Raw genomic sequence first — 25,136 nt, forward strand, 5'->3', positions numbered from 1 at the left:
TTTTACGCGATACTTGCCAGCGACCCACTGTGCCGTATTACAGTCACGGTCAATTCGCCGCAGTTCTTCCGACTCGAGTGCCCATGAACGAACAGTTGCAACCCCTCAAGAAACAACCGCGAGCAGGCAAAGCCGGCCGCAGCGGAACCCAGGACGATATTGTCTATGCGCATATCTTCGAGGCCATCCTCGAACAGCGCCTGGCGCCCGGTACAAAGTTGAGCGAAGAAGCGCTGGGGGAAATTTTCGGGGTCAGCCGCACCATCATTCGCCGAGCGCTCTCGCGTCTGGCCCATGAAGGCGTGGTGCTGTTGCGGCCGAACCGTGGCGCGGTGGTGGCGAGCCCGAGCGTCGAAGAGGCGCGTCAGGTGTTCCTCGCCCGGCGGCTGGTGGAACGCGCGATCACCGAGCTGGCGGTGCAGCACGCCACCGCCGAGCAGATCGCTGAACTGCGGCAGATGGTCAACGACGAACGCGACAGCTTCTCCCGTGGTGATCGCGGCGCCGGCATCCGCCTTTCGGGCGAATTCCACCTGAAACTGGCCGAAGCGGCGAAGAACGCGCCTCTGATCAGCTTCCAGCGCAGCCTGGTTTCGCAGACCTCGCTGATCATTGCTCAATATGAAAGCGGCAACCGTTCGCACTGTTCCTATGACGAACACACCCAGTTGATCGACGCCATCGAAGCGCGCAACGGCGAACTGGCGGTGGACCTGATGATGCACCATATGGATCACATCGACAGCAAGCTCAACCTCGATGAGGAAAGCGCTTCGGATGATCTGCACGCGGTGTTCTCGCACCTGTTGCAGACCAGGAAGCCGGGGCGTCCGGCGGCCAAGCTCTAACTGGCACCGAGTCGCGGCATTCGCGGGCAATAAAAATCCCCCGGAGCTGAACGCCACCGGGGGATTTTTTATGCCTTGTGAAAACTCAGCGCTGATGCACCAGCGCACCCGCTGCATAGGTCTGGGCAACCGTGCGGTCATCGCCCAGCGTCATCAGCACGAACAACGTCTCGGCAACGTTGTTGGCCTGCTTCAGGCGGTAGCTCAGCAGCGGCGTGGCGTTGTAGTCCAGCACCAGGAAGTCGGCGTCGGAACCCGGTTGCAGGTTGCCGATCTTGTCTTCCAGACGCAGTGCCCGGGCGCCGCCGAGGGTGGCCAGGTACAGCGACTTGAACGGGCTCAGCCGCGCACCTTGCAGCTGCATCACCTTGTAGGCTTCGTTCAGGGTCTGCAGCAGCGAGAAACTGGTGCCGCCGCCCACATCCGTGCCGAGACCGACATTCAGCTTGTGCTTCTCGGCCATCGGCAGGTTGAACAGGCCGCTGCCGAGGAAGAAGTTCGAGGTCGGGCAGAACGAGATTGCCGAACCGGTTTGCGCCAGGCGTGCGCATTCGTCGTCGCACAGGTGCACGCCGTGGGCGAACACCGAGCGCTCGCCGAGCAATTGGTAGTGATCGTAGACGTCGAGGTAGCCCTTGCGCTCCGGGAACAGTTCCTTGACCCACTCGATTTCCTTGAGGTTCTCGCTGATGTGGGTCTGCATGTACAGATCCGGGTATTCAGTGAGCAATTGACCGGCGAGGGTCAGTTGTTCCGGAGTGCTGGTCGGGGCGAAGCGCGGGGTCACGGCGTAGTGCAGACGCCCCTTGCCGTGCCAGCGCTCGATCAGTGCCTTGCTGTCGACGTAGCTGGATTCAGCGGTGTCGGTCAGGTAGTCCGGCGCGTTGCGGTCCATCATCACTTTGCCGGCAATCATCCGCAGGTCAAGCTTCTCGGCGGCTTCGAAGAACGAGTTCACCGACTGCGGATGTACGCTGCCGAACACGAGGGCGGTGGTGGTGCCGTTGCGCAGCAGTTCCTTGATGAAGATGTCCGCCACTTCATCGGCGTGAGCCTTGTCGCCGAACTGGCTTTCGCACGGGAAGGTGTAGGTGTTCAGCCAATCGAGCAGTTGCTCGCCGTAGGCGCCGACCATGCCGGTCTGCGGCAGGTGGATGTGGGTGTCGATGAAGCCCGGGGTGATCAGCGCATCCTGGTGATGCGTGATCTCGATGTCCGCCGGCAGGGTCGGCAGCAGTTCGCTGGCGTGGCCGAGGGCGCTGATCCTGCCGCCATCGACCACCAGCAGGCCGTCCTCGAAATACTCGTAGGAGGCTTCGATCCCGACCTCGGCGGGGTCGGCGATGCTGTGCAGGATGGCGGCGCGGTAGGCTTTGCGAGTCAGAGGCATGAGGGTTCTCTAATCAGTTTGAGGCTTTGAGTGTGGCGGCCTGGCTGCGGCGCGAAACCGGCAGCAGTCTGGCAATCGGTTCGGCGCTGGCGGTGTGCTGGCCGAAATGGGCGTTATAGGTGGCGATGATTTCGCCGGCGATGGAAATGGCGATTTCTGCAGGCAGCTTGCCTTTGACTTCGCCGATGCCCATCGGGCAGCGCATGCGTTGCACGATGCCGCTGTCGAACCCACGGTCACGCAAGCGGTGTTCGAACTTGGCGCGTTTGGTCTTCGAACCGATCAGGCCAAACCAGGTGAAGTCGTTGCGCTTGAGGATCGCGGCGGTGAGTTCCAGGTCCAGCTGATGGTTGTGGGTCATGACGATGCAGTAGCTGCCGGCGGGCAGGTCGTCGACTTCGTCCACCGGTTCCTCGGCGACGATCTTGCGCACGCCGTGGGGAATCTGTGCGGGAAATTCCTCTTCCCGGGAATCGATCCAGCGTACCCGGCACGGCAGGCTGGCGAGCAAGGGAACCAGCGCGCGACCGACATGACCGGCACCGAACACGGCGATCTGCGCCTGCACCTGGCTCATCGGTTCGAACAGCAGCACCGTGGCGCCACCGCAGCACTGGCCGAGGCTGGCGCCGAGGCTGAAACGTTCCAGATGGGTGTCCTGCCTGCCGCTGGCGAGCATCTCGCGGGCGATCTGCATGGCCTTGTATTCCAGGTGCCCGCCACCGATGGTGTCGAACGTCTGGCGTGCGCTGACGACCATTTTCGAGCCGGCATTGCGCGGCGTCGAGCCTAGCTCTTCGATGATGGTCACCAGAACGCAGGGTTCGCCCTGGTTCTGCAGGTCGGCGAGGGCGTCGATCCAGTTGTACATAGTTCACCCCTACAACATCGTTGTCTGTTCGGGCCTCTTCGCGAGCAGGCTCGCTCCCACAGGGAAATGCATTCCAAATGTGGGAGCGAGCCTGCTCGCGATGGCCGCGCCTCTGTCCTAGAGCGGAGCCAGCTCGGTTTCAGCCTCGACGGCCTTGACCGCCTTGAGCTGACGCATCTGCTCGCACCCCCACAGCACCCGCTCCGGGGTCGCCGGGGCGTCGATCTTCGGTTGGTGCCGGTAGTCTCCGAGGCTGGCCACCGCATCCTTGATCGCGCACCACGCGGCGATGCCGAGCATGAACGGTGGCTCACCCACAGCCTTGGAGTGGAACACCGTGTCTTCCGGGTTCTTGCGGTTTTCCACCAGCTTCACCCGCAAATCCAGCGGCATGTCCGCCACGGCCGGGATCTTGTAGCTGGCCGGGCCGTTGGTCATCAGCTTGCCCTTGTTGTTCCAGACCAGTTCTTCCATGGTCAGCCAGCCCATGCCCTGGACGAAGCCGCCCTCGACCTGGCCGATATCGATGGCCGGATTCAGCGAGGCGCCGACGTCGTGCAGGATGTCGGTGCGCAGCATCTTGTACTCGCCGGTCAGGGTGTCGACGATCACTTCGCAACACGCCGCACCGAAGGCAAAGTAGTAGAACGGCCGGCCACGGGCCTGGCTGCGGTCGTAGTAGATTTTCGGGGTCTTGTAGAACCCGGTGCTCGACAGCGAGACCTGATTGAAATATGCCAGCTGGATCAGCGCTTCGAAGGTCATGATGTGGTCGCGAACACGGACATGACCATTGTGGAACTCCACGTCTTCTTCACTGACCTTGTAGTGTCGCGCGGCGAATTCGACGAGACGTTTCTTGATGGTTTCCGCTGCGTTCTGCGCGGCCTTGCCGTTCAGGTCGGCTCCGCTGGACGCCGCTGTCGGCGAGGTGTTCGGCACCTTGTCGGTGTTGGTCGCGGTGATTTGCACACGGTCCATTTCCACCTGGAACACTTCGGCGACGACCTGCGCGACCTTGGTATTGAGGCCCTGACCCATTTCCGTGCCGCCGTGGTTCAGATGGATGCTGCCGTCGGTGTAAATGTGCACCAGGGCGCCGGCCTGGTTGAGGAAGCTGGCGGTGAAGGAAATGCCGAACTTCACCGGGGTCAGCGCCAGGCCCTTTTTCAGGATCGGGCTGTTGGCGTTGTAGCGACGGATCGCTTCGCGGCGTTCGGCGTACTGGCTGCTTTCTTCCAGCTCGGCGGTCATTTCCTCGAGCATGTTGTGCTCGACGGTCTGGTAGTAATGGGTGACGTTACGCTCGGTCTTGCCGTAGTAGTTGACCTTGCGCACGGCCAGCGGATCGAGGTTCAGATGGCGGGCAATCGCATCCATCACTTCCTCGATCGCGACCATCCCTTGCGGGCCGCCGAAACCACGGTACGCGGTGTTCGACGCGGTATTGGTCTTGCAGCGGTGACCGTTGATAGTGGCGTCGCCGAGGTAGTACGAGTTGTCCGAGTGGAACATCGCCCGGTCAACGATCGACGCCGACAGATCAGGCGAGCAGCCGCAGTTGCCGGCCAGGTCCATCGCAATTCCGTGCAGGCGCCCGGTGCTGTCGAAACCGACGTCGTACTCGACGTAGAACGGGTGACGCTTGCCGGTCATCAGCATGTCTTCGACCCGTGGCAGACGCATCTTGGTCGGCTGTCCGGTCAGGTGCGCGACCACGGCGCACAGGCATGCCGGGCTCGCGGCCTGGGTTTCCTTGCCGCCGAAACCACCGCCCATGCGGCGCATGTCGACGACGATCTTGTTCATCGACACGTCAAGAACTTCGGCCACCAGTTTCTGCACTTCGGTGGGGTTCTGGGTCGAGCAGTAGACGATCATGCCGCCGTCTTCCGTCGGCATCACAGAGGAGATCTGCGTCTCCAGGTAGAAGTGTTCCTGTCCGCCGATGTGCAGCGTGCCTTGCAGGCGATGTTCAGCCGTAGCCAGCGCATTGGCCGAGTCGCCACGCTGATGGGTATGGCTTTCAAGCACGAAGTGGCGCTTGCGCAGGGCTTCGACCACGTCCAGCACCGGTTCCAGGTCTTCGTATTCGATGATTGCGGCCATGGCGGCCTTGCGTGCGGTTTCCAGATCCCTGGCCGCCACGGCCAGTACCGGCTGACCGACGAACTGCACGTCATCGATGGCCAGCAGCGGGTCGCCCGGCAGCAGCGGGCCGATGTCTTTCAGGCCTGGCACGTCTTCGTGGGTGATGGCGATGCGCACGCCTTCGAAGGCGTAGCAGGGTTTGGTGTCGATGCTGATGATTTTCGCGTGGGCGCGATCCGACAGCCGTGCGTAAACGTGCAGCTGATTCGGGAATTCCAGGCGGTCATCGATGTACTGCGCTTCACCGGACACATGCTTGGCGGCGCTGTCGTGCTTGACGCTGCGGCCGACACCGGTGGTCAGGTCCCTGGCGAACAGTTCTGCCAGTTCAGCTTGTGTTTTCTCTACGCCGTGATGGTTAGACATAAGCGGTCACCCGAGTCTCGATGTGCGGTGTTTGCAGTTCGATGAAGTATTTGCGCAGCAGGTTCTGCGCGCTGAGCAGGCGGTATTCCTTGCTGGCGCGGAAGTCCGAGAGCGGGGTGAAGTCCTCGCCCAGCGCGGTGCAGGCACGTTCGATAACGGCGTTATTGAACGGCTGACCGAGCAGCACGGCTTCGCAATGGGCGGCGCGTTTCGGGATCGCGGCCATGCCGCCGAAGGCGACGCGGGCATCGGTGATCACGCCGTTCTCGACGCGCAGGTTGAACGCGGCGCAGACGGCAGAGATGTCGTCGTCCAGACGCTTGGAGACTTTGTAGGCGCGAAAGCGCTGCTCGGCGGTGGCGCGAGGGACGATGATTTTCTCGATGAACTCGCTTTCCTGGCGTGCGGTGACCCGGTAATCGATGAAGTAATCTTCCAGGTTCAACGTACGGCGGGTTTCGCCCTTGCACAGGACGATCTGCGCGCCGAGGGCGATCAGCAGGGGCGGCGAGTCACCGATCGGCGAGGCGTTGCCGATGTTGCCGCCCAGGGTGCCCTGGTTGCGGATCTGCAGCGAGGCGAAGCGATGCAGCAGTTCACCGAAGTCCGGGTACTCGGCATTCAACGCTTCATGGCAATCGGAGAGGGCGGTGGCGGCGCCGATTTCGAGGCGGTCATCAAAACGCTCGATGCGCTTCATTTCGGCGACATTGCCGACGTAGATCATCACCGGCAAGGTGCGGTGGAACTGCGTGACTTCCAGCGCCAGATCGGTGCCACCGGCCAGCAAACGGGCCTGTGGGTAGGCGTCGTAGAGGTCGGCCAGATCGGCCACGGTCAGCGGCACCAGGCAGCGTTTGTCGCCGCTGTTGAGTTCGCCGATATCGGTCGGGGCAATGGCTTTGAGGCGAGCGATGGTTTCTGCTTCCCGGGCGTCGAACTGGTCCGGTTGCTTGCCGCAGCAGGCTTGTTCGGCGGCGGTCAGGATCGGCCGGTAGCCGGTGCAGCGGCAGAGGTTGCCGGCCAGCGCTTCGTGGGCCTTGGCATGATCCGGTGCATCGCTGTTCTTTTGCAGGGCGAACAGCGACATCACGAAGCCGGGGGTGCAGAAACCGCACTGCGAGCCGTGGCACTCGACCATGGCTTTCTGCACGCTGTGCAATTCGCCCTTGTGCTTGAGGTCTTCGACGCTGATCAGTTGCTTGCCGTGCAGCGACGAAACGAACGTCAGGCAGGAGTTGAGGCTGCGGTAGCGAATGTGCTCGCGGCCCTCGTCATCCGTCTGCAACTCGCCGACCACCACCGTACAGGCGCCGCAGTCTCCACTGGCGCAGCCTTCTTTGGTGCCGGGTTTGCCCACGTGTTCACGCAGGTAGTTGAGCACAGTCAGGTTCGGGTCCAGGGCGTGCTCGCTACGGAGTTCCTGGTTGAGTAAAAACTGGATCACGGAAGGCCTCGCAGACTCATTATTGTTGTTAAGCGACTTGAGCCGAATTTAGCAGGTCTGACTTTTCGGTCAATGGTTTTCTGACTTAAAGGTCAGGAAAATCCGTTTTGTCGCTTTACAACCGCTCTGTTCAGTATTGACCCTCATTGGATCAAACGCTTTTTTGCGGGATTCGTGCCAAAAACCGCTGTGCGGGCACTCCGCCATGACCGCGCATTGCGCTACACTGCGCCGCTTGTGCAGATCGAAGAGTTTGAAGGACAACCATGACGTTCAAGGCGCCGGACAGCCTCGCCGAGCAAATCGCTCACCACCTCGCCGAACGGATCATTCGCGGCGAAATGAAGCCGGGAGAGCGCATCCAGGAACAGAAGGTCACGCTGGCGCTGAACGTCAGCCGCGGCTCGGTGCGCGAAGCCTTGCTGATCCTCGAACGCCGTCATCTGATCGCGATCCTGCCGCGCCGCGGCGCCCACGTCACCGAACTGACGGCGCACAAGGTGCAGAGCCTGTGCACATTGATGAGCGAGCTGTACATCCTGCTCGGCAACGCAGTGGCCAACGGCTGGCAGGTCCAGGCCGACATGGCGCCGTTCGTGCAGATCCAGCAGCGCCTGACTGCCAGCTACGAGCGTCAGGACATTCGCACCTTTGTCGATGACAGCTTCAACGTGATGCGCGCCGCGTATCCGTTCGCCAATAACCCGTATCTGCAGGAAACCGTCGAGAACCTGCAGCCGGCCATGAGCCGTGCGTACTTCCTCGCGCTGGAACAGCGCAAGGCCGAGATGAGTGAGTTTCTCGAGCTGTTCGAGCGCTTGCTGGCCGCCGTCCTCGCCCGTGACCTGCCGCAGATCCGCATCGTGCTGACGGCTTACGCCCAGCGCAGCTGCGATCTGGTGGTGTCCGCCCTGACGGTTGCCTGACCTTGCGCCTCAAATGCATCAAACTGGCGGGGTTCAAATCCTTTGTCGACCCGACCACGGTGAACTTCCCCAGCAACATGGCGGCGGTCGTCGGGCCGAACGGTTGCGGCAAGTCGAACATCATCGACGCCGTACGCTGGGTGATGGGCGAAAGTTCGGCCAAAAACCTGCGCGGCGAGTCGATGACCGACGTCATCTTCAATGGCTCGACCAGCCGCAAACCGGTGAGCCAGGCAAGCATCGAGCTGGTGTTCGACAACTCCGACGGCACGCTGCTGGGCGAGTGGGCGGCATACGCGGAAATTTCGATCCGACGCAAAGTGACCCGCGACAGCCAGACGACCTATTACCTCAACGGCGCCAAGTGCCGTCGTCGCGACATCACCGACATTTTCCTCGGCACCGGCCTCGGTCCGCGCAGCTACTCGATCATCGAGCAGGGGATGATCTCCAAGCTCATCGAATCCAAGCCGGAAGACCTGCGCAATTTCATCGAAGAAGCCGCCGGCATCTCCAAGTACAAGGAACGCCGGCGCGAAACGGAAAACCGCATCCGCCGCACCCACGAAAACCTTGCCCGTCTGACCGACCTGCGCGAAGAACTCGAGCGCCAGCTCGAACGCTTGCACCGTCAGGCCGAGGCGGCCAGGAAGTATCAGGAATTCAAGGCCGAAGAGCGCCAGCTCAAGGCGCAACTGTCGGCCCTGCGCTGGCAGGATCTGAACGATCAGGTCGGCCAGCGCGAATCGATCATCGGCAACCAGGAAATCAGCTTCGAAGCGCTGGTCGCCGAGCAACGCAACGCCGACGCGGCCATCGAACGCCTGCGCGACGGTCACCATGACCTGTCCGAACGCTTCAATCTGGTGCAGGGGCGCTTCTATTCGGTCGGTGGCGACATTGCCCGGGTCGAACAAAGCATCCAGCACGGCCAGCAGCGCTTGCGTCAATTGCAGGACGATTTGAAGGAAGCCGAACGTGCGCGCCTCGAAACCGAATCGCACCTGGGGCACGACCGCACGCTGCTGCTGACCCTCGGTGAAGAACTCGCTCAGCTGACCCCCGAGCAGGAAGTCACCAATGCTGCCGCCGAGGAAGCCGCCGCGGCGCTGGAAGATTCCGAATCCGTCATGCATGGCTGGCAGGAACAGTGGGACGCCTTCAACCTGACCTCCGCCGAGCCGCGTCGTCAGGCTGAAGTGCAGCAGTCACGCATTCAACAGCTCGAAACCAGCCTGGAACGTCTGGCCGATCGACAAAAGCGTCTGGCGGAAGAGCGGGCGTTGCTGTCGGCCGACCCGGAAGACGCGGCGATGATGGCGCTCAGCGAACAACTCGCCGAGTCCGAAGCCACTCTCGAAGACTTGCAGACCAGTGAAGAGGCTCAGGTCGAAAAGCTTGAGCAACTGCGCCAGGAATTGCAGCAAGCGTCGACCGCACAACAGCAGGCGCAGGGCGATCTGCAGCGCCTCAACGGTCGCCTCGCGTCCCTCGAAGCCTTGCAACAGGCCGCGCTCGATCCGGGCAGCGGCACTGCCGAATGGCTGAAGGAACACAACCTCGCCGAACGCCCGCGCCTGGCCGAAGGCCTGAAGGTCGAGGCCGGTTGGGAGCTGGCGGTGGAAACCGTGCTCGGCGCCGACCTGCAAGCGGTGTTGGTGGATGACTTCGCCGGTTTCGATTTGTCCGGTTTTGCCCAGGGTGATCTGCGTTTGCTCAGCCCCGGCAATGACGGCGTGCGCGTGGCCGGCAGCCTGCTGGACAAGGTCGAGGCGCAGGTTGATCTGTCGCCATGGCTGGGTCAGGTCAAACCGGTCGACAACCTTGAGCAGGCGCTGGCCCTGCGCGGCCAATTGGACGCCGGGCAGAGCCTGATCAGCCGCGACGGTTACTGGGTCGGTCGGCATTTTCTGCGGGTGCGCCGTGCCAGCGAAGCCGAAAGTGGCATGCTCGCCCGTGGTCAGGAAATCGAAGCGCTGCATCTGGAACGCGAAGAACGCGAAGCCACGGTCGACGCCATGGAAACCCGCTTGCAAACCTTGCGTGCGCAACAGCGTCAGCAGGAAAACGGCCGCGAACATCTGCGTCGCCTGTTGCAGGACGAGGCCCGTCAGCAAGGTGAATTGAAAGCCCAGCTCTCCGCCGGCAAAGCCAAGGCCGAGCAGCTGAACCTGCGTCGCACCCGTCTTGACGAAGAACTGGTCGAGCTCGCCGAGCAGCGCGAGCTGGAACACGAGAACATCGGCGAAGCGCGGATCCAGTTGCAGGACGCTCTCGACGCCATGGCCCTCGACACCGAGCAGCGCGAGTTGTTGCTGGCCCAGCGCGACAGCCTGCGCGAACGCCTCGATCGGGTGCGTCAGGAAGCGCGCCAGCACAAGGATCATTCCCACCAATTGGCTGTGCGGCTCGGCTCGTTGCGTGCGCAGCACGATTCGACGCGTCAGGCTCTGGAGCGTCTGGAAATGCAGGCCGAGCGACTGACTGAAAAACGTGAACAGCTCAGCCTGAATCTGGAGGAGGGTGAGGCGCCGCTGGAAGAGCTGCGCCTCAAGCTCGAAGAGTTGCTTGAGAAGCGCATGAGCGTCGACGATGAACTCAAGACCGCGCAGATCGCCCTGGAAGACGCTGACCGCGAACTGCGCGACGCGGAAAAACGCCGCAGCCAGGCCGAGCAGCAATCGCAGTTGATCCGCGGCCAGCTGGAACAGCAACGCATGGAATGGCAAGCCCTGACCGTGCGCCGCAAGGCTTTGCAGGATCAACTGCTGGAAGACGGCTACGATTTGCACGGCGTGCTCGAAACCTTGAGCGCCGAGGCCAGTGAGAAGGAGGCCGAAGAAGAACTGGAACGCATCGCCGCACGCATTCAGCGCCTGGGCGCGATCAACCTCGCGGCGATCGATGAATACACGCAACAATCAGAGCGTAAACGTTATCTGGATGCTCAGGACGCCGACCTGGTGGAGGCCCTCGAGACACTCGAGAACGTCATCCGCAAGATCGACAAGGAAACCCGCAATCGTTTCAAAGATACCTTTGATCAGATCAATGGCGGTTTACAGGCGCTTTTCCCGAAAGTTTTCGGTGGCGGACGCGCGTATTTGGAACTGACGGGCGAAGATCTACTCGATACAGGGGTGACGATCATGGCGCAACCGCCCGGAAAGAAGAACAGCACCATCCATTTGCTTTCCGGCGGCGAAAAGGCCCTGACCGCGCTGGCACTGGTTTTTGCGATCTTCAAGTTGAATCCGGCGCCGTTCTGCATGCTCGATGAGGTTGACGCACCACTGGATGACGCTAACGTTGGACGCTACGCACGATTGGTCAAAGAGATGTCGCAGTCCGTGCAGTTCATCTATATCACCCATAACAAGATCGCCATGGAAATGGCCGACCAGTTGATGGGCGTGACGATGCACGAGCCAGGGTGTTCGCGACTGGTGGCCGTGGATGTCGAGGAGGCGATGGCGATGGTGGATGCCTAGCGGCTCAGCTTCGAGCGACGAGCTTCAAGCGGCCGGCTCGAAGCCTGCAACTCGAAGCCTGAGCGAAGCGAGCCCACAATTTGCGCGGCGATTTCGACAGACGGTGTAAAGTTGTCTTTGGTCGTGCTAGTTTAATGTCAATTTTTCGTATACGTGGGCAAAACGCCTGTCAGAACATAGAGTTGGCGCCACGTTTTAAAGCGGTTTGCACAATGTAAACCCCTTATTTTTCAGCATTTTTCATAGAGGCACGGGATTACATGGAAATCGGTCTGCGCGAGTGGCTGATCGTCATCGGCATCATTGTGATAGCCGGTATTCTTTTCGATGGCTGGCGCCGTATGCGCGGCGGCAAGGGAAAACTGAAATTCCGTCTTGACCGAAGTCTGTCCAACCTGCCGGACGAGGACACCAGCGCCGAGCTGTTGGGCCCGGCCCGCGTACTGGATACCCATAAAGAGCCACAACTGGACGAACACGACCTGCCATCGGTGAGCATGCCGGCCCGCGAACCGCGCGAGCCTCGCGAATCCGGCTCCAAGCGCAGCAAACGTTCCAGCGGCGGTCCGGCCCAGGGTGATTTGAACCTTGATCTGGACCTGGATGGCGGCCCGAGCTTCAGCAGTCGTGACGAAGATTTCGTCGAGCCTGTCGCCAAATCGTCGCCGGCCGTTGCCGACAAGGATCAGCCACAGGCCGAAGAAGTGCTGGTGATCAGCGTGATCTGCCGCGATCCGGCTGGCTTCAAAGGCCCGGCACTGTTGCAGAACATTCTGGAAAGCGGTCTGCGTTTTGGCGAAATGGACATCTTCCACCGTCACGAAAGCATGGCCGGCAACGGCGAAGTGCTGTTCTCCATGGCCAACGCGGTCAAGCCGGGCATCTTTGATCTGGACGACATCGACCACTTCAGCACGCCGGCGGTGAGCTTCTTCCTCGGTCTGCCAGGCCCGCGTCATCCGAAGCAAGCGTTCGACGTGATGGTGGCGGCAGCCCGCAAGCTGTCCCAGGAACTGAATGGCGAATTGAAAGATGACCAGCGCAGCGTCCTGACCGCGCAAACCATCGAACACTACCGTCAGCGCATCGTCGAATTCGAACGCCGCGCCCTGACCCAGAAGCGTTGATTGAAAAGGTTGCCTCGCGACAAAGAGGCAATCGGCAAACAGATTGAGCAGCCTCGGCTGCTCTTTTGCTTTATGAGAGAACACCCATGACTGCCGCCAAAGACCGCATTCTAGAGCTGCGTGCCGAACTCGATCAGCACAACTACCGTTACCACGTCCTCGATGAGCCGAGCATTCCGGATGCCGAGTACGATCGGTTGTTTCACGAGCTCAAGGCGCTGGAAGCGGCCAATCCGGAATTGGTCACCAGCGACTCGCCGACCCAGCGCGTCGGCAGCGTGGCGCTGACCGCGTTCACGCAGGTGCGCCACGAAGTGCCGATGCTCAGCCTCGGCAACGCCTTCGAAGAAACCGACATGCGCGAATTCGATCGCCGGGTGACCGAGGGTCTGGATCTGCCGGCCGGTGATCTGTTCGGTGGTGGCGCGGCGGTCGAATACAGCTGCGAGCCGAAACTCGACGGCCTGGCGGTCAGTCTGTTGTATCAGGACGGCCTGCTGGTGCGTGGCGCCACGCGCGGCGACGGCACCACCGGCGAAGACATCAGCGTCAACGTGCGCACCGTGCGCAACATTCCGCTGAAGCTGCATGGCAGCGGCTGGCCGGCGACGCTGGAAGTGCGCGGCGAAGTGTTCATGTCCAAGGCCGGTTTCGAACGTCTCAATGCGTCGCAACTGGAAGTCGGCGGCAAGACCTTCGCCAACCCCCGTAACGCCGCGGCAGGCAGCCTGCGTCAGCTGGATTCGAAGATCACCGCCAACCGCCCGCTGGAGTTCTGTTGCTACGGCATCGGCCAGGTGTCCCACGACATCGCCGATACCCACATCGGCAACCTCAAGCAACTGCAGGCCTGGGGGATGCCGATCAGTCATGAGTTGAAACTGGCCAAAGGCATTGGCGAGTGTCTGGATTACTACCGCGATATCGGTGAGCGCCGTAACGCGCTGGCTTATGAAATCGATGGTGTGGTGTTCAAGGTCAACAGCATTGCCGACCAGCGCGAACTGGGCTTTCGCGCACGCGAGCCGCGCTGGGCGATCGCGCACAAGTTCCCGGCCATGGAAGAACTCACCGAGTTGCTCGATGTGGAATTCCAGGTCGGCCGTACCGGCGCCGTGACCCCGGTGGCACGTTTGAAACCGGTGAAGGTTGCCGGTGTCACCGTGGCCAACGCCACGCTGCACAACATGGATGAAGTCGCACGACTGGGCCTGATGATTGGCGACACGGTGATCATTCGCCGCGCCGGCGACGTGATTCCGCAAGTGGTGCAAGTGGTCATCGAGCGCCGCCCCGAGGACGCACGACCTGTGCAGATCCCCGAAAGCTGCCCGGTGTGCGGCTCTCACGTCGAGCGCACGCAACTGGTCAAGCGCAGCAAGGGCAAGGAAACCATCAGCGAAGGTGCGGTGTATCGCTGCGTAGGCCGACTGGCCTGCGGTGCACAGCTCAAGCAGGCGATCATTCACTTCGTCTCCCGTCGGGCGATGGACATCGAAGGCCTCGGTGACAAGAGCGTCGAGCAACTGGTCGATGAAGGCCTGGTCAGCTCGCCAGCGGATCTTTATGCGTTGAAGTTCGAAGACATCGTCGACCTGGAAGGCTTTGCCGAGGTGTCGAGCAACAAGTTGCTGGCGGCCATTGAAGACAGCAAGAAGCCGGGTCTGGCGCGATTCATCTATGCGCTGGGCATCCCGGATGTCGGTGAGGAGACCGCCAAGGTGCTGGCGCGTTCGCTGGGTTCGCTGGAGCGTGTCCGGCAAGCCTTGCCGCAAGTGCTGACGTACCTGCCGGACATCGGCCTGGAAGTGGCTCACGAGATCCACAGCTTCTTTGAGGATGCGCACAACCAGCAGGTGATCACCGAACTGTTGGGCCACGGTCTGCAGATTCAGGATCAGGGCGAGCTGGGTGCCGAATTCGCCGCGAGCACCACGCTGGGCGGCTTCCTCGACAAGCTGCACATCCCTTCGGTCGGGCCGGGTGGGGCGCAGAAGCTGGCTGACAAGTTCGAAACGCTGGAAGGCGTGATGACCGCCGATTGGCTGGACATGCGTCAGGCATTGCCGGAAAAACAGGCCAACTCGGTTCGGGAGTTCTTCGCCTTGCCCGAGCATCGTCAGCTGGCGGAGTCTGCCGAACAGCAGTTGCGCGATTTCGGCATGCACTGGCAGAGCGAGAAAAAAGTCGTCGAAGGTCTGCCGCTGGCCGGCGAAACCTGGGTACTGACCGGCAAGGTCGAGCTGATGAGCCGCGACGTTGCCAAGGAACACCTCGAAAGCCTCGGTGCCAAGGTTGCCGGTTCGGTGTCGGCCAAGACCCACTGTGTGGTGGCAGGGCCGGGCGCCGGTTCGAAATTGACCAAGGCCAATGAACTGGGCGTGAAGGTCATGGATGAAGAGGCGTTTATTGCGTTCCTGAAAGGGCACGGACTGGCGGTCTGATCCTGTGGCGAGGGAGCTTGCTCCCGTCGATTTGAAGCTGCTTCGCAGCTCAGCGGGAGCAAGCTCCCTCGCCACAACGCGGCATTATCCGGAGCGGGTATTGCCCCATGGAACGATGTTGTCTCGTGAATGATCTAGTCTCGGCAGGCCCCAGGGAGAGATCCTCATGCACCGCTTTTTCGAGCAGTTGAGTTCACGCCTCGTCGCGCCGTTCATGGCTGAATCCTCGCGCAACAGCAAGATCTGGCCGTGCCGTTGCGGTCAGTCGCTGTTCTTTCGCAACAGCCAGTGCCTGGCCTGCAACGCAGCGTTGGGTTATCAACCGGAAAACAGTCGGCTGACGTCGCTGCAATCGGGACCGTCCGAGGGCACCTGGACGCTGGACGTCGATCCCGGGGCCGGGCTGTTCCGGCGCTGTGCCAACCTCGATACCCCGGCGGCCTGCAACTGGCTGCTGCCCGCCAACGATCACGACACGCTGTGTATTGCCTGTAATTTGAATCGCTTCATTCCCGACCTGTCCGTCCCTGAGAACCCCGAACGCTGGCGCAAGGTGGAAATCGCCAAGCGGCGACTGGTGGCGCAACTGATCAACCTTGGCTTGCCGGTCATCCCGAAAACCGTCGACGAAGAGACCGGCCTGGCGTTCGACTTCATCGGCGTCGATCTGCAGGGCAACGCGCCGATGACCGGCCACTCCAATGGATTGATCACCCTCGACATCGCCGAAGCCGACGACGCCCACCGCGAGCAGGTTCGGGCGCAGATGCACGAACCCTATCGCACATTGCTCGGGCATTTTCGCCATGAGGTCGGGCATTACTATTGGGATCGGTTGATCGCCAACGGCCCATGGCTGGGTGCGTTCCGCAACCTGTTCGGCGACGAGCGCGCCAGTTATGCCGAAGCGCTGGAGCGGCATTATCAACAGGGCGCGCCGGCGGACTGGTCGCAGCATTACGTCAGCGCCTACGCCAGCATGCACCCATGGGAAGACTGGGCGGAAACCTGGGCGCATTACTTGCACATGATGGATGCGGTGGACACCGCCCTGGGTTTCGGCATGAATACCCGGGAGATGGACCTCGATTACCAGCCGTTTCCGTCGAGCACGCTGTATGACCCCGAACATCCCGGCGCAGCGGCATTCCTGTCGTTCGTCAACGCATGGATCGAACTGGCCGGCATGCTCAACGAGCTGTCGCGCAGCATGGGCCAGCCGGATTTCTATCCCTTCGTCCTGCCGCCGGCGGCGATCGCCAGGCTGCACTTCATTCATCTGGTGATCCAGCAGGCGGGCGGCCGCGCCGACGAGGTGCTGCAGGCGCAATAGCAAGTACTTGAGCCCCCTCATATTTTTAATCTGCAACCAGCGGTTGTAACTTCGTCGCAGATAGGTACAATGGCGCGGCTCGCCGACAGGTGAGCGTCGTTATGGTGACCCTATCGGTCCCCCCGCAACGATCAGCCGTGAACCCGGTCAGGCCTGGAAGGGAGCAGCCGCAGCGGTGACATTGTGTGCCGGGGTGTGGCTGGTAGGGTTGCCACCTTGACGAACATCGAACGAATCAACAGCGAACTGCATGGGTTTTGCCCACTGCGGTTTTTTTATGTCTGCGATTTGGCGTTCAATGCAACACGCCCTGTGGGAGCAAGCCTGCTCGCGAAGGGGGCGACACGGGGTCATCATGTCCCCGGTAATCCCGCATACTCGCCTTAACCGAAATGAATGCAGAGTCTGGCCCGGATGGACCTTGTCGGGTCTGCGCCCAGGTCGTGAGGTTTTATGCTCCCGGAACATTCCGATTTATCCAGCCCCGTGTTCTTGCCCGTTACGGATGAAACCTGCGCGAACCTGTTGCAGGCGAGTGGCGCCAAAGCCCTCGAAGCCCTGACCGATCCAGAACTGGCGGCCGTGCTGGTCATCCAGAATCTAGTGCAAACGAAAGAGCAGGATTTCGGTGCCATTGCGGCTGAGAAGGTTCTGGCCAGACTCCTGGCGTGGGCCGTCGAGGCCCGTGAGTCAACGACTGCCGGCTTGCTGTCGGAAGCGCAGCGTTTGTTCGATCCGCGCAAACTGTATTTCGGCCTGAAGGTCCTCAGATCATTGAATCTGCGTTTGCTACTTGCCCGGGAAGTGTCTGCACGCGATTACTTGTTACCTGATGGTCAATGGGATTTTGAATACAAGATCCGCCACCATCGCAGCCATGATCCGTTCAGTCAGCCGTTAGTGACACCCAGGCACCGCGAGCGCTGGCTGAGTCCGGCGCAGGACAAACTGGTCAGGACCTTCCGCGCCAACCTGGACGAAGACCTGCACGTTCAAGGCTATGCAGGCGTCGGCAAGAGCCATTTGCTGGTGGCCCTGCTTGAGCATCTGCGGCCGGAAAAGACCCTGTTGCTGGCACGCACCCCGGCGAAACTTGAAATCCTTCGTCAGCGCATGGGCGGAGCAGGCGAGAAAAAGGCCGGCCAGACGTTCCTGGCCTTTGCTCGGTCGCTGTCGCTCGGTCGCAGGCCGCAGGCGGAGGGAACTCGAATGCCGAGCCGTCAGGCGCTGGCGCAGGAACTGAACATCTATGGTTTTCGCCACCACGACGGGCAGGCGACTCTTGAACTCTGCCTCAAGGTGATCGAGCGTTATTGCCGCTATCGCGATCACACCTTCTCCGCTAAACATCTGCCGCATTTCAACCAGTCGCTCTCCAGCGTGGACGCTCAGGTGTTGCTGGAGTATTCGAGCCGTGTGTGGGGCTACCTTGAGCTCAATCCGGCGTGGGGCAGCCAGACCGGGTTCGAAGCTTTATTGATGATCAAGCGGGCCTGCATTGCCGGCTGTGCGGTGCCGGCGCGGTACACGCATGTGCTGATCGACGAGAGTCAGGATATTCCCGGGTCGCTGCTGCAGATCATCGAACGCGGCCGCCAGGTGCTGATCACCCTCGGCGACGAATATCAGCAGGCCAGCGGCGTGCTGGTCAAACGTCAACGTGAGGTTCGCCAGAGCGATATCAGCTACTCCGTGCGCTCGGGTCGCAACGTCGAACGGCTGGTCAACCCATTGATCGCCCGGCATTCGCAGAAGGGCAAGATTCCTTTCGAAGGTGGCAGTGATACCGATGTCGTCATCAAGGAATACCCGGAGGGCTTTGTTCCGCCCGAGGGCTGCGTGGTGCTGACGGCATCGCCGTGGGACACCATGAGCTGGGCCATCCACCTGCACGATTCCAACTGCACCTTCAGATTCCCCGACAAGCCCTCCCAGGATGATCTGAAGCATTTCATGGCCACGGCTATCGAGTTGTTCAGACCGGACTTCTATCGCTCCGAATTCAGCGAAAACAGCGTGCATCCGTACTTCAGCGACCTGCCCGACTGGCAAGCCGTGTGCGACGCCAACCGGTTCGACGAGTCGTTTCTGCAGGTCAAGGCGAGGCTGGAAAACGGCTTCATGATTGCCGACCTGACACGCTTGAACCGAATGATCGACAACACCGGCAACGGTTGCATGCTGATGCTCGCGGAAGAGGCGGGGGGCATGGAGTTCGACAAGGTGCTGTTGACCCCGGGACTGCTGACCAACGAGAAATTCAAGGATGCCTACGAATTCGATCAGCGGATCTGCGCTGTCTACATCGCCATCTCCCGCGCCCGGCTGAAGCTTTACGTGCCGTACGATGTGGTCGCCTGGGTCGAATATCACGAATATCAGAAATTTCGCGATACGGCGGGGCACTGATCATTCGTTGCCGTTTGCCGGTCAAGGGGCGTTTCCCGAACCCTCACGCCACAATTGGTCGGCATCGAAGAGGGGCAGCAGGGCCGGGTCGGCGCCGGCTGATTGGTCCCTATACGCTCCGGTCGCTCCCGATCCCGAACCGATAAAAGCCTTCGCCCATGCAGCTTGGCCAGAATAGAACAGCGCACCGGATGCAATTTTGCCCTTGCTCCGCTAGCATTAGCCGCTTCTGCTTCCTTTGCCGCGACGGTTTTCGATGAGTTATCAGGTTCTTGCACGTAAATGGCGTCCGCGCTCGTTCCGCGAAATGGTCGGCCAGACCCATGTGCTCAAGGCTCTGATCAATGCCTTGGACAGCCAGCGCCTGCACCACGCCTACCTGTTCACCGGGACGCGGGGCGTCGGCAAGACGACGATTGCGCGGATCATTGCCAAATGCCTGAACTGTGAAACAGGTATCACTTCAAGCCCGTGCGGCGAGTGTTCGGTGTGTCGCGAGATCGATGAAGGCCGCTTCGTCGACCTGATCGAGATCGACGCCGCGAGCCGGACCAAGGTCGAGGACACCCGCGAGCTGCTCGACAACGTGCAGTACGCCCCGAGCCGCGGACGCTTCAAGGTCTACCTGATCGACGAAGTGCACATGCTTTCCAGCCATTCCTTCAATGCGCTGCTGAAAACCCTTGAAGAGCCACCGCCCTACGTCAAGTTCATCCTGGCGACCACCGATCCGCAGAAACTTCCGGCAACGATTTTGTCGCGATGCCTGCAGTTTTCCCTGAAGAACATGACGCCCGAGCGTGTGGTCGAGCACTTGACCCACGTCCTCGGTGCCGAAAACGTGCCGTTCGAAGACGACGCCCTGTGGCTGCTTGGTCGCGCGGCGGACGGCTCGATGCGAGACGCCATGAGCCTCACCGACCAGGCCATTGCCTTCGGGGAAGGCAAGGTGCTGGCTGCCGATGTGCGGGCGATGCTCGGGACGCTGGATCACGGCCAGGTCTATGACGTGCTGCACGCGCTGATCGAAGGCGACGCCAAGGCGTTGCTCGAAGCCGTGCGTCACTTGGCCGAACAGGGCCCGGACTGGAACGGCGTACTCTCGGAAATGCTCAATGTGCTGCACCGCGTCGCCATCGCCCAGGCGCTGCCGGAAGGTGTCGACAACGGCCACGGCGACCGAGACCGGGTGCTGGCACTGGCGCAGGCGTTGCCGGCCGAAGACGTGCAGTTTTACTACCAGATGGGCCTGATCGGCCGCCGCGACTTGCCGCTGGCGCCGGATCCGCGAGGTGGTTTCGAGATGGTGCTGCTGCGGATGCTGGCTTTCCGGCCGGCGGATACGGCGGATGCCCCGAGGCAATCGCTAAAGCCAGTGGGGATCAGCCAGGCCACAGTTGATTCCGCAAATGCAGTGGCTGCCGCGCCGAAGCCTGCGCCGGTAGTGGCTGCGGCTGTTGCGCCGGCTCCTGTGGTTGCGCCAGCACCTGCTCCCGAGCCGGCGCCGGTTGTCCCGGTGATCGTGCCTGAAGCCGTTCATGAACCGGAGCCGGAACCAGAGCCCGGACCGGTGGCGGTCGAAGAAGCAGTCGTCGACCTGCCATGGAACGATCCGGTAGTGCCGGCGACCGTGCAGCAGCCAGCCGTGGAGCCTGTACTGGAGACCACCGCCGAGCAACCGGATCTACCGCCGATGCCGCTGCCGACCCCGGACAGTGTCGTGCCTGACGCCCCGGAGTGGGTCGCAGCGCCGATTCCCGAGCCGTCGGTGGCCGATGTCGATGCCGCCACGCCAGGCATGGACATGGATGACGAACCGCCGCTCGATGAAGATTACATCGAGCCGGACATGGATTCTGCCTACAGCTATCTTGACGATCTGGCCAGCGAACACGCCGCAGAACCGACCCCCGAACCCGAGCCGGAACCCGCCGCTGCGCCGGCCACCGGTCTGGCCCTGCAATGGCTGGAACTGTTCCCGAAACTGCCGATTTCCGGCATGACCGGCAGCATCGCCGCCAACTGCACGCTGATCGCGGTCGATGGCGACAACTGGCTGATGCACCTGGACCCGGCTCACAGCGCCTTGTTCAACGCCACTCAGCAACGTCGTCTGAACGATGCCTTGAACCAGTATCACGGCCGCACGCTGAACCTGAGCATGGAGCTGATCAAGCCCGAGCAGGAAACCCCGGCCCAGGCGGCCTCCCGGCGCCGTGCCAACCGTCAGCGCGAGGCGGAGGAGTCGATCCACGGCGATCCGTTCATCCAGCAGATGGTGAAGGAGTTCGGCGCGGTCGTGCGACACGATACTATTGAACCTGTCGACGCCCTGGCCAGTCAGGGCTAATAACTGAAGGCGCTCGGGGCAAGTCGCCGGGCGCTGTATTGATCCAAGTACTTTTGAGGTGATTACCATGATGAAAGGTGGCATGGCCGGCCTGATGAAGCAGGCGCAGCAGATGCAGGAAAAAATGGCCAAGATGCAGGAAGAGCTGGCCAACGCAGAAGTCACCGGCAAGGCCGGCGGCGATCTGGTCACCGTGGTGATGACCGGCCGTCATGACGTGAAAAAAGTCAGCATCGACCCGAGCGTGCTGCCGGGCCTGGACGAAGACGACCGTGAAGTGGTCGAGGATCTGGTGGCTGCCGCCGTCAACGCCGCCGTGCGTCAGATCGAAGCCAACAGCCAGGCGAAAATGGGCAGCATGACCGCTGGCATGAACCTGCCGGCCGGTATGAAACTGCCGTTCTGATTCGTCTACCCACGGCGCACGAGTGAAAAAAAATGCCAGGCATCGCGCCTGGCATTTTTGGTTTCGCAATCAAGTCCTTACCGTAGCGCCAGCGGGCCCGGATCCTGTGATGTGGCGGGTGCCCTGGACCGGACATTGACGCTGTCCGGAGGCGCGGGTATAAACCGCGTCTCGTTGTTTTGTCGGACTTTTCCCCATGAGCTTCAGCCCTTTGATTCGCCAACTGATCGACGCCCTGCGAGTTTTGCCAGGTGTGGGTCAGAAAACCGCCCAGCGCATGGCGTTGCAGTTGCTCGAACGTGACCGCAGTGGCGGCACGCGTCTGGCCCAGGCATTGGGACAGGCCATGGAAGGGGTCGGACACTGCCGTCAGTGCCGCACGTTGACCGAGGACGAACTGTGCCCGCAATGCGCCGATCCGCGCCGTGACGACTCGTTACTGTGCGTGGTGGAAGGGCCGATGGATGTCTATGCGGTCGAGCAGACCGGGTTTCGCGGTCGTTACTTCGTACTCAAGGGCCATCTGTCACCGCTGGACGGGCTCGGGCCGGAGGCCATCGGCATTCCGCAATTGATGGCGCGGATCGAAGAGGCGGGTACCTTCACCGAAGTCATCCTCGCTACCAACCCGACCGTGGAAGGGGAAGCGACAGCGCATTACATCGCACAGTTGCTCAATAACAAAGGTTTGATCGCCTCGCGTATCGCACACGGCGTGCCGTTGGGCGGCGAGCTGGAACTGGTGGACGGCGGCACGCTGGCCCACTCGTTTGCCGGGCGCAAGCCGATTTCTCTCTGAGCCTCACAATCTGGTTGAAAACCAAGCAAGCGCTCGGTTAAGTTCGGCGAACCCTTCCATGGAGTTCGCCGATGCCCGCCTTCCAGGAATATTTCGACCCCAGTCATCAATTGGTCCGCGACAGCGTCAGACGTTTCGTCGAGCGTGAAATCCTGCCGGACATCGATGCGTGGGAAGAGGCTGAAAGCTTTCCCCGTGAGCTGTACCTCAAGGCCGGTGCGGCCGGCATCCTCGGCATTGGTTACCCGGAAGCGCTGGGTGGCAGTCACGAAGGCGATCTGTTCGCCAAGATCGCCGCCAGCGAAGAACTCATGCGTTGCGGCTCCGGCGGGGTGGTGGCCGGGCTAGGTTCGCTGGATATCGGCTTGCCACCCATCGTCAAATGGGCCCGGCCCGAAGTGCGCGATCGCGTCGTACCTCTCGTACTCAGTGGCGAGAAAATCAGCGCGCTGGCCGTGACCGAGCCGGGCGGCGGTTCCGATGTCGCCAACCTGCAGACTCGCGCTGTACGCGATGGTGATCATTACCGGGTCAGCGGCAGCAAAACCTTCATTACCAGCGGCGTGCGCGCCGATTACTACACCGTCGCGGTGCGCACCGGCGCGCCAGGATTTGGCGGCATCAGCCTGCTGTTGATCGAGAAGGGTACGCCCGGTTTCACCGTCGGCCGGCAGTTGAAGAAAATGGGCTGGTGGGCGTCGGACACGGCTGAATTGTTCTTCGACGATTGCCGGGTGCCTGTGGGAAATCTCATCGGTGCCGAGAACATGGGTTTTGCCTGCATCATGGGCAACTTCCAGAGCGAACGCCTGGCGTTAGCGTTGATGGCCAACATGACCGCTCAGCTGGCGCTGGAAGAAAGCCTGAAATGGGCGCGGGAGCGTGAAGCGTTCGGCAAACCCATCGGCAAGTTTCAGGTGATCAAGCATCGTCTTGCGGAAATGGCCACCGCGCTGGAAGTCTCGCGGGAGTTCACCTATCGGCAGGCGGCGAAGATGGCGGCGGGGCAAAGCGTGATCAAGGAAATCTCCATGGCCAAGAACTTCGCCACGGACACCTCGGATCGCATCACCCATGAGGCGGTGCAGATTCTCGGGGGGCTGGGCTACATGCGCGAAAGCCGGGTGGAGCGGCTGTATCGGGATAACCGCATCTTGTCGATTGGCGGCGGGACGCGGGAAGTGATGAACGAGATCATCAGCAAACAGATGGGGCTTTAGATGTGGCAGTGAGGCTGCCGGCCTCTTCGCGAGCAAGCCCGCTCCCACATTCAACCGTGTTCCATCAGGGGAATGCGGTCGAATGTGGGAGTGGGCTTGCTCGCGAAGGCGTAATGGCAGGCGCCGCTTACTTGTCAGTCAACGCAAACTGCGTCAGGCAGAACGTAGGGATTCCCATGTCCTCAAGACGCTGCGAACCACCCAGCTCCGGCAGATCGATGATCGCCGCCGCCTCATGAACGCGGGCGCCCATGCGGCGGATCAGGTTGGCCGCTGCGATCAGCGTGCCGCCGGTGGCGATCAGGTCATCGAACATCACCACCGAATCACCTTCGCACAGGCTGTCGGCGTGCGCTTCGAGGAACGCTTCGCCGTACTCGGTCGCGTAACCTTCAGCCAGCACGTCCGCCGGCAGTTTGCCTTGCTTGCGGAAGAGTACCAGCGGCTTGTTCAACTGATAGGCCAGCACCGAACCGATCAGGAAACCACGCGCATCCATCGCGCCGATGTGGGTGAAGTCGGCTTCCACGTAACGGTGGGCGAAGCTGTCCATCACCAGGCGCATGGCCTTGGGCGACTGGAACAGCGGGGTGATGTCGCGAAAGATCACGCCCGGTTTCGGGAAGTCGATCACAGGGCGGATCAGGGATTTGATGTCGAAGGAGTCGAAGACCATCGTCGAGGTGTCCTGGCAGGGCTGCAAACGGCGCAGTATACCCGCGGCTGAAACGATACGCTCGGCCGCGGGTCGAGATCAGACCTCGAGCGAGCCGCCGGCCAGGGCGCAGAGCTGGATCGGGTCGAGGATATGGATTTCCTTGCCCTCGGCGGCGATCAGTTCGTTCTGCTGGAAGCGGGTGAAGACCCGGGACACGGTTTCCACCGCCAGTCCCAGATAATTGCCGATTTCATTGCGCGACATGCTCAGACGGAACTGGTTGGCCGAAAACCCGCGAGCGCGGAAACGGGCCGACAGGTTGACCAGGAAGGTGGCAATGCGCTCGTCGGCGGTCTTTTTCGACAGCAGCAACATCATTTGCTGGTCGTCGCGGATTTCGCGGCTCATCACGCGCATCAGCTGACGGCGCAACTGCGGCAATTGCAGGGCCAGTTCGTCGAGGCGTTCGAACGGAATTTCGCAAACCGAAGTGGTTTCCAGGGCCTGGGCGGAAACCGGGTGTTTCTCGGTGTCCATGCCGGACAGCCCGACCAGTTCGCTCGGCAGGTGGAAGCCGGTCAGTTGTTCTTCGCCGGTATCGCTCAGGCTGAAGGTCTTCAGGGCGCCGGAGCGTACTGCATAAACGGAATCGAAGGTGTCGCCCTGGCGGAACAGGAACTCACCCTTCTTCAGCGGGCGGCCACGTTTGACGATTTCGTCCAGCGCATCCATGTCTTCCAGATTCAGCGAAAGTGGCAGGCAGAGAGGGGCCAGGCTGCAATCCTTGCAATTAGCCTGGCTGTGAGCGCGCAGTTTGACTGGCTCGGACATTTCTTAAATCCTTGTGGGAAAACACACATAAGGCGTAAGGGTAACCCAGGGGGGGACATTCAGGCCAGC

Annotated in this window: 17 protein-coding genes and 1 other RNA gene; 12 read left to right on the forward strand and 6 right to left on the reverse strand. The window is 61.5% G+C overall.

Features of this window, described 5'->3' with window-relative positions:
* Positions 1 to 83: 83 nt before the first annotated feature.
* Positions 84 to 848, forward strand: coding sequence for a GntR family transcriptional regulator (locus NWV16_RS09800; RefSeq protein WP_065259727.1), 765 nt, complete (start codon positions 84 to 86; stop codon positions 846 to 848).
* 85 nt (positions 849 to 933) lie between these two features.
* On the opposite strand, the gene guaD is transcribed toward NWV16_RS09800, so the two are convergent.
* From guaD to xdhA, 4 genes are all read right to left on the reverse strand, one after another.
* Entirely contained in the window at positions 934 to 2,238 is a 1,305-nt protein-coding gene (gene guaD / locus NWV16_RS09805) for a guanine deaminase (protein ID WP_260522855.1), read from the reverse strand.
* Positions 2,239 to 2,251: 13 nt separating this feature from the next.
* Complete coding sequence (xdhC, locus tag NWV16_RS09810; RefSeq protein ID WP_260522856.1) at positions 2,252 to 3,109, reverse strand: xanthine dehydrogenase accessory protein XdhC; 858 nt, start codon at positions 3,107 to 3,109, stop codon at positions 2,252 to 2,254.
* A 117-nt stretch (positions 3,110 to 3,226) separates the two neighbouring features.
* Entirely contained in the window at positions 3,227 to 5,626 is a 2,400-nt protein-coding gene (gene xdhB, locus NWV16_RS09815) for a xanthine dehydrogenase molybdopterin binding subunit (RefSeq protein WP_260522857.1), read from the reverse strand.
* Complete coding sequence (xdhA, locus tag NWV16_RS09820; RefSeq protein WP_260522858.1) at positions 5,619 to 7,073, reverse strand: xanthine dehydrogenase small subunit; 1,455 nt, start codon at positions 7,071 to 7,073, stop codon at positions 5,619 to 5,621. The genes xdhB and xdhA overlap by 8 nt, the downstream gene beginning before the upstream one ends.
* Positions 7,074 to 7,339: 266 nt before the next feature.
* On the opposite strand from xdhA, the gene NWV16_RS09825 reads away from it, so the two are divergent.
* From NWV16_RS09825 to NWV16_RS09875, 11 genes are all read left to right on the forward strand, one after another.
* Entirely contained in the window at positions 7,340 to 7,999 is a 660-nt protein-coding gene (locus NWV16_RS09825) for a GntR family transcriptional regulator (RefSeq protein WP_065259722.1), read from the forward strand.
* Between the two features lie 2 nt (positions 8,000 to 8,001).
* Positions 8,002 to 11,490 carry a chromosome segregation protein SMC gene (gene smc, locus NWV16_RS09830; protein ID WP_260522859.1) on the forward strand — a complete coding sequence of 1,163 codons (3,489 nt, stop codon included), beginning with the start codon at positions 8,002 to 8,004 and terminating at the stop codon, positions 11,488 to 11,490.
* Between the two features lie 260 nt (positions 11,491 to 11,750).
* Positions 11,751 to 12,617, forward strand: a complete 867-nt coding sequence (zipA, locus tag NWV16_RS09835) for a cell division protein ZipA (RefSeq protein WP_260522860.1) — start codon at positions 11,751 to 11,753, stop codon at positions 12,615 to 12,617.
* Positions 12,618 to 12,703: 86 nt separating this feature from the next.
* Positions 12,704 to 15,061: an NAD-dependent DNA ligase LigA gene (gene ligA, locus NWV16_RS09840; protein ID WP_260522861.1), complete on the forward strand. Its 2,358-nt coding sequence runs from the start codon at positions 12,704 to 12,706 to the stop codon at positions 15,059 to 15,061.
* 166 nt (positions 15,062 to 15,227) lie between these two features.
* Positions 15,228 to 16,394 carry a putative zinc-binding metallopeptidase gene (locus tag NWV16_RS09845; RefSeq protein ID WP_260522862.1) on the forward strand — a complete coding sequence of 389 codons (1,167 nt, stop codon included), beginning with the start codon at positions 15,228 to 15,230 and terminating at the stop codon, positions 16,392 to 16,394.
* Between the two features lie 111 nt (positions 16,395 to 16,505).
* Positions 16,506 to 16,602, forward strand: an RNA gene (gene ffs / locus NWV16_RS09850) — signal recognition particle sRNA small type.
* A gap of 245 nt (positions 16,603 to 16,847) precedes the next feature.
* On the forward strand, positions 16,848 to 18,803 hold the full coding sequence (locus NWV16_RS09855) for a hypothetical protein (protein ID WP_260522863.1): 1,956 nt from the start codon (positions 16,848 to 16,850) through the stop codon (positions 18,801 to 18,803).
* 256 nt (positions 18,804 to 19,059) lie between these two features.
* Positions 19,060 to 21,153: a DNA polymerase III subunit gamma/tau gene (dnaX, locus tag NWV16_RS09860; RefSeq protein ID WP_260522864.1), complete on the forward strand. Its 2,094-nt coding sequence runs from the start codon at positions 19,060 to 19,062 to the stop codon at positions 21,151 to 21,153.
* A 67-nt stretch (positions 21,154 to 21,220) separates the two neighbouring features.
* Complete coding sequence (locus tag NWV16_RS09865; RefSeq protein ID WP_007951650.1) at positions 21,221 to 21,559, forward strand: YbaB/EbfC family nucleoid-associated protein; 339 nt, start codon at positions 21,221 to 21,223, stop codon at positions 21,557 to 21,559.
* 196 nt (positions 21,560 to 21,755) lie between these two features.
* The gene (recR, locus tag NWV16_RS09870; RefSeq protein ID WP_260522865.1) at positions 21,756 to 22,358 is read left to right on the forward strand and encodes a recombination mediator RecR; all 603 of its coding nucleotides are present in this window, start codon (positions 21,756 to 21,758) and stop codon (positions 22,356 to 22,358) included.
* Between the two features lie 71 nt (positions 22,359 to 22,429).
* A complete protein-coding gene (locus NWV16_RS09875; protein WP_260522866.1) occupies positions 22,430 to 23,578 on the forward strand; it encodes an acyl-CoA dehydrogenase family protein in 1,149 nt (382 codons plus the stop codon).
* A 127-nt stretch (positions 23,579 to 23,705) separates the two neighbouring features.
* Here NWV16_RS09875 and NWV16_RS09880 read toward each other — a convergent pair whose 3' ends face one another.
* Positions 23,706 to 24,254: an adenine phosphoribosyltransferase gene (locus NWV16_RS09880; RefSeq protein ID WP_065259713.1), complete on the reverse strand. Its 549-nt coding sequence runs from the start codon at positions 24,252 to 24,254 to the stop codon at positions 23,706 to 23,708.
* A 78-nt stretch (positions 24,255 to 24,332) separates the two neighbouring features.
* Complete coding sequence (fnr, locus tag NWV16_RS09885) at positions 24,333 to 25,067, reverse strand: fumarate/nitrate reduction transcriptional regulator Fnr (RefSeq protein WP_260522867.1); 735 nt, start codon at positions 25,065 to 25,067, stop codon at positions 24,333 to 24,335.
* Positions 25,068 to 25,136 lie beyond the last annotated feature (69 nt).

Origin of the sequence: Pseudomonas sp. BW7P1, from assembly GCF_024981055.1 — a bacterium.
Lineage (GTDB): Bacteria > Pseudomonadota > Gammaproteobacteria > Pseudomonadales > Pseudomonadaceae > Aquipseudomonas > Aquipseudomonas bananamidigenes.

Excerpts from the sequence above, each read along its gene's own strand:
- dnaX (WP_260522864.1), top strand. The coding sequence starts at position 19,060 with ATGAGTTATCAGGTTCTTGCACGTAAATGGCGTCCGCGCTCGTTCCGC.
- NWV16_RS09880 (WP_065259713.1), bottom strand. The coding sequence starts at position 24,254 with ATGGTCTTCGACTCCTTCGACATCAAATCCCTGATCCGCCCTGTGATC.
- NWV16_RS09855 (WP_260522863.1), top strand. The coding sequence starts at position 16,848 with ATGCTCCCGGAACATTCCGATTTATCCAGCCCCGTGTTCTTGCCCGTT.
- recR (WP_260522865.1), top strand. The coding sequence starts at position 21,756 with ATGAGCTTCAGCCCTTTGATTCGCCAACTGATCGACGCCCTGCGAGTT.
- ligA (WP_260522861.1), top strand. The coding sequence starts at position 12,704 with ATGACTGCCGCCAAAGACCGCATTCTAGAGCTGCGTGCCGAACTCGAT.
- zipA (WP_260522860.1), top strand. The coding sequence starts at position 11,751 with ATGGAAATCGGTCTGCGCGAGTGGCTGATCGTCATCGGCATCATTGTG.
- NWV16_RS09865 (WP_007951650.1), top strand. The coding sequence starts at position 21,221 with ATGATGAAAGGTGGCATGGCCGGCCTGATGAAGCAGGCGCAGCAGATG.
- NWV16_RS09845 (WP_260522862.1), top strand. The coding sequence starts at position 15,228 with ATGCACCGCTTTTTCGAGCAGTTGAGTTCACGCCTCGTCGCGCCGTTC.
- NWV16_RS09800 (WP_065259727.1), top strand. The coding sequence starts at position 84 with ATGAACGAACAGTTGCAACCCCTCAAGAAACAACCGCGAGCAGGCAAA.
- fnr (WP_260522867.1), bottom strand. The coding sequence starts at position 25,067 with ATGTCCGAGCCAGTCAAACTGCGCGCTCACAGCCAGGCTAATTGCAAG.
- guaD (WP_260522855.1), bottom strand. The coding sequence starts at position 2,238 with ATGCCTCTGACTCGCAAAGCCTACCGCGCCGCCATCCTGCACAGCATC.
- xdhB (WP_260522857.1), bottom strand. The coding sequence starts at position 5,626 with ATGTCTAACCATCACGGCGTAGAGAAAACACAAGCTGAACTGGCAGAA.
- xdhC (WP_260522856.1), bottom strand. The coding sequence starts at position 3,109 with ATGTACAACTGGATCGACGCCCTCGCCGACCTGCAGAACCAGGGCGAA.
- NWV16_RS09825 (WP_065259722.1), top strand. The coding sequence starts at position 7,340 with ATGACGTTCAAGGCGCCGGACAGCCTCGCCGAGCAAATCGCTCACCAC.
- NWV16_RS09875 (WP_260522866.1), top strand. The coding sequence starts at position 22,430 with ATGCCCGCCTTCCAGGAATATTTCGACCCCAGTCATCAATTGGTCCGC.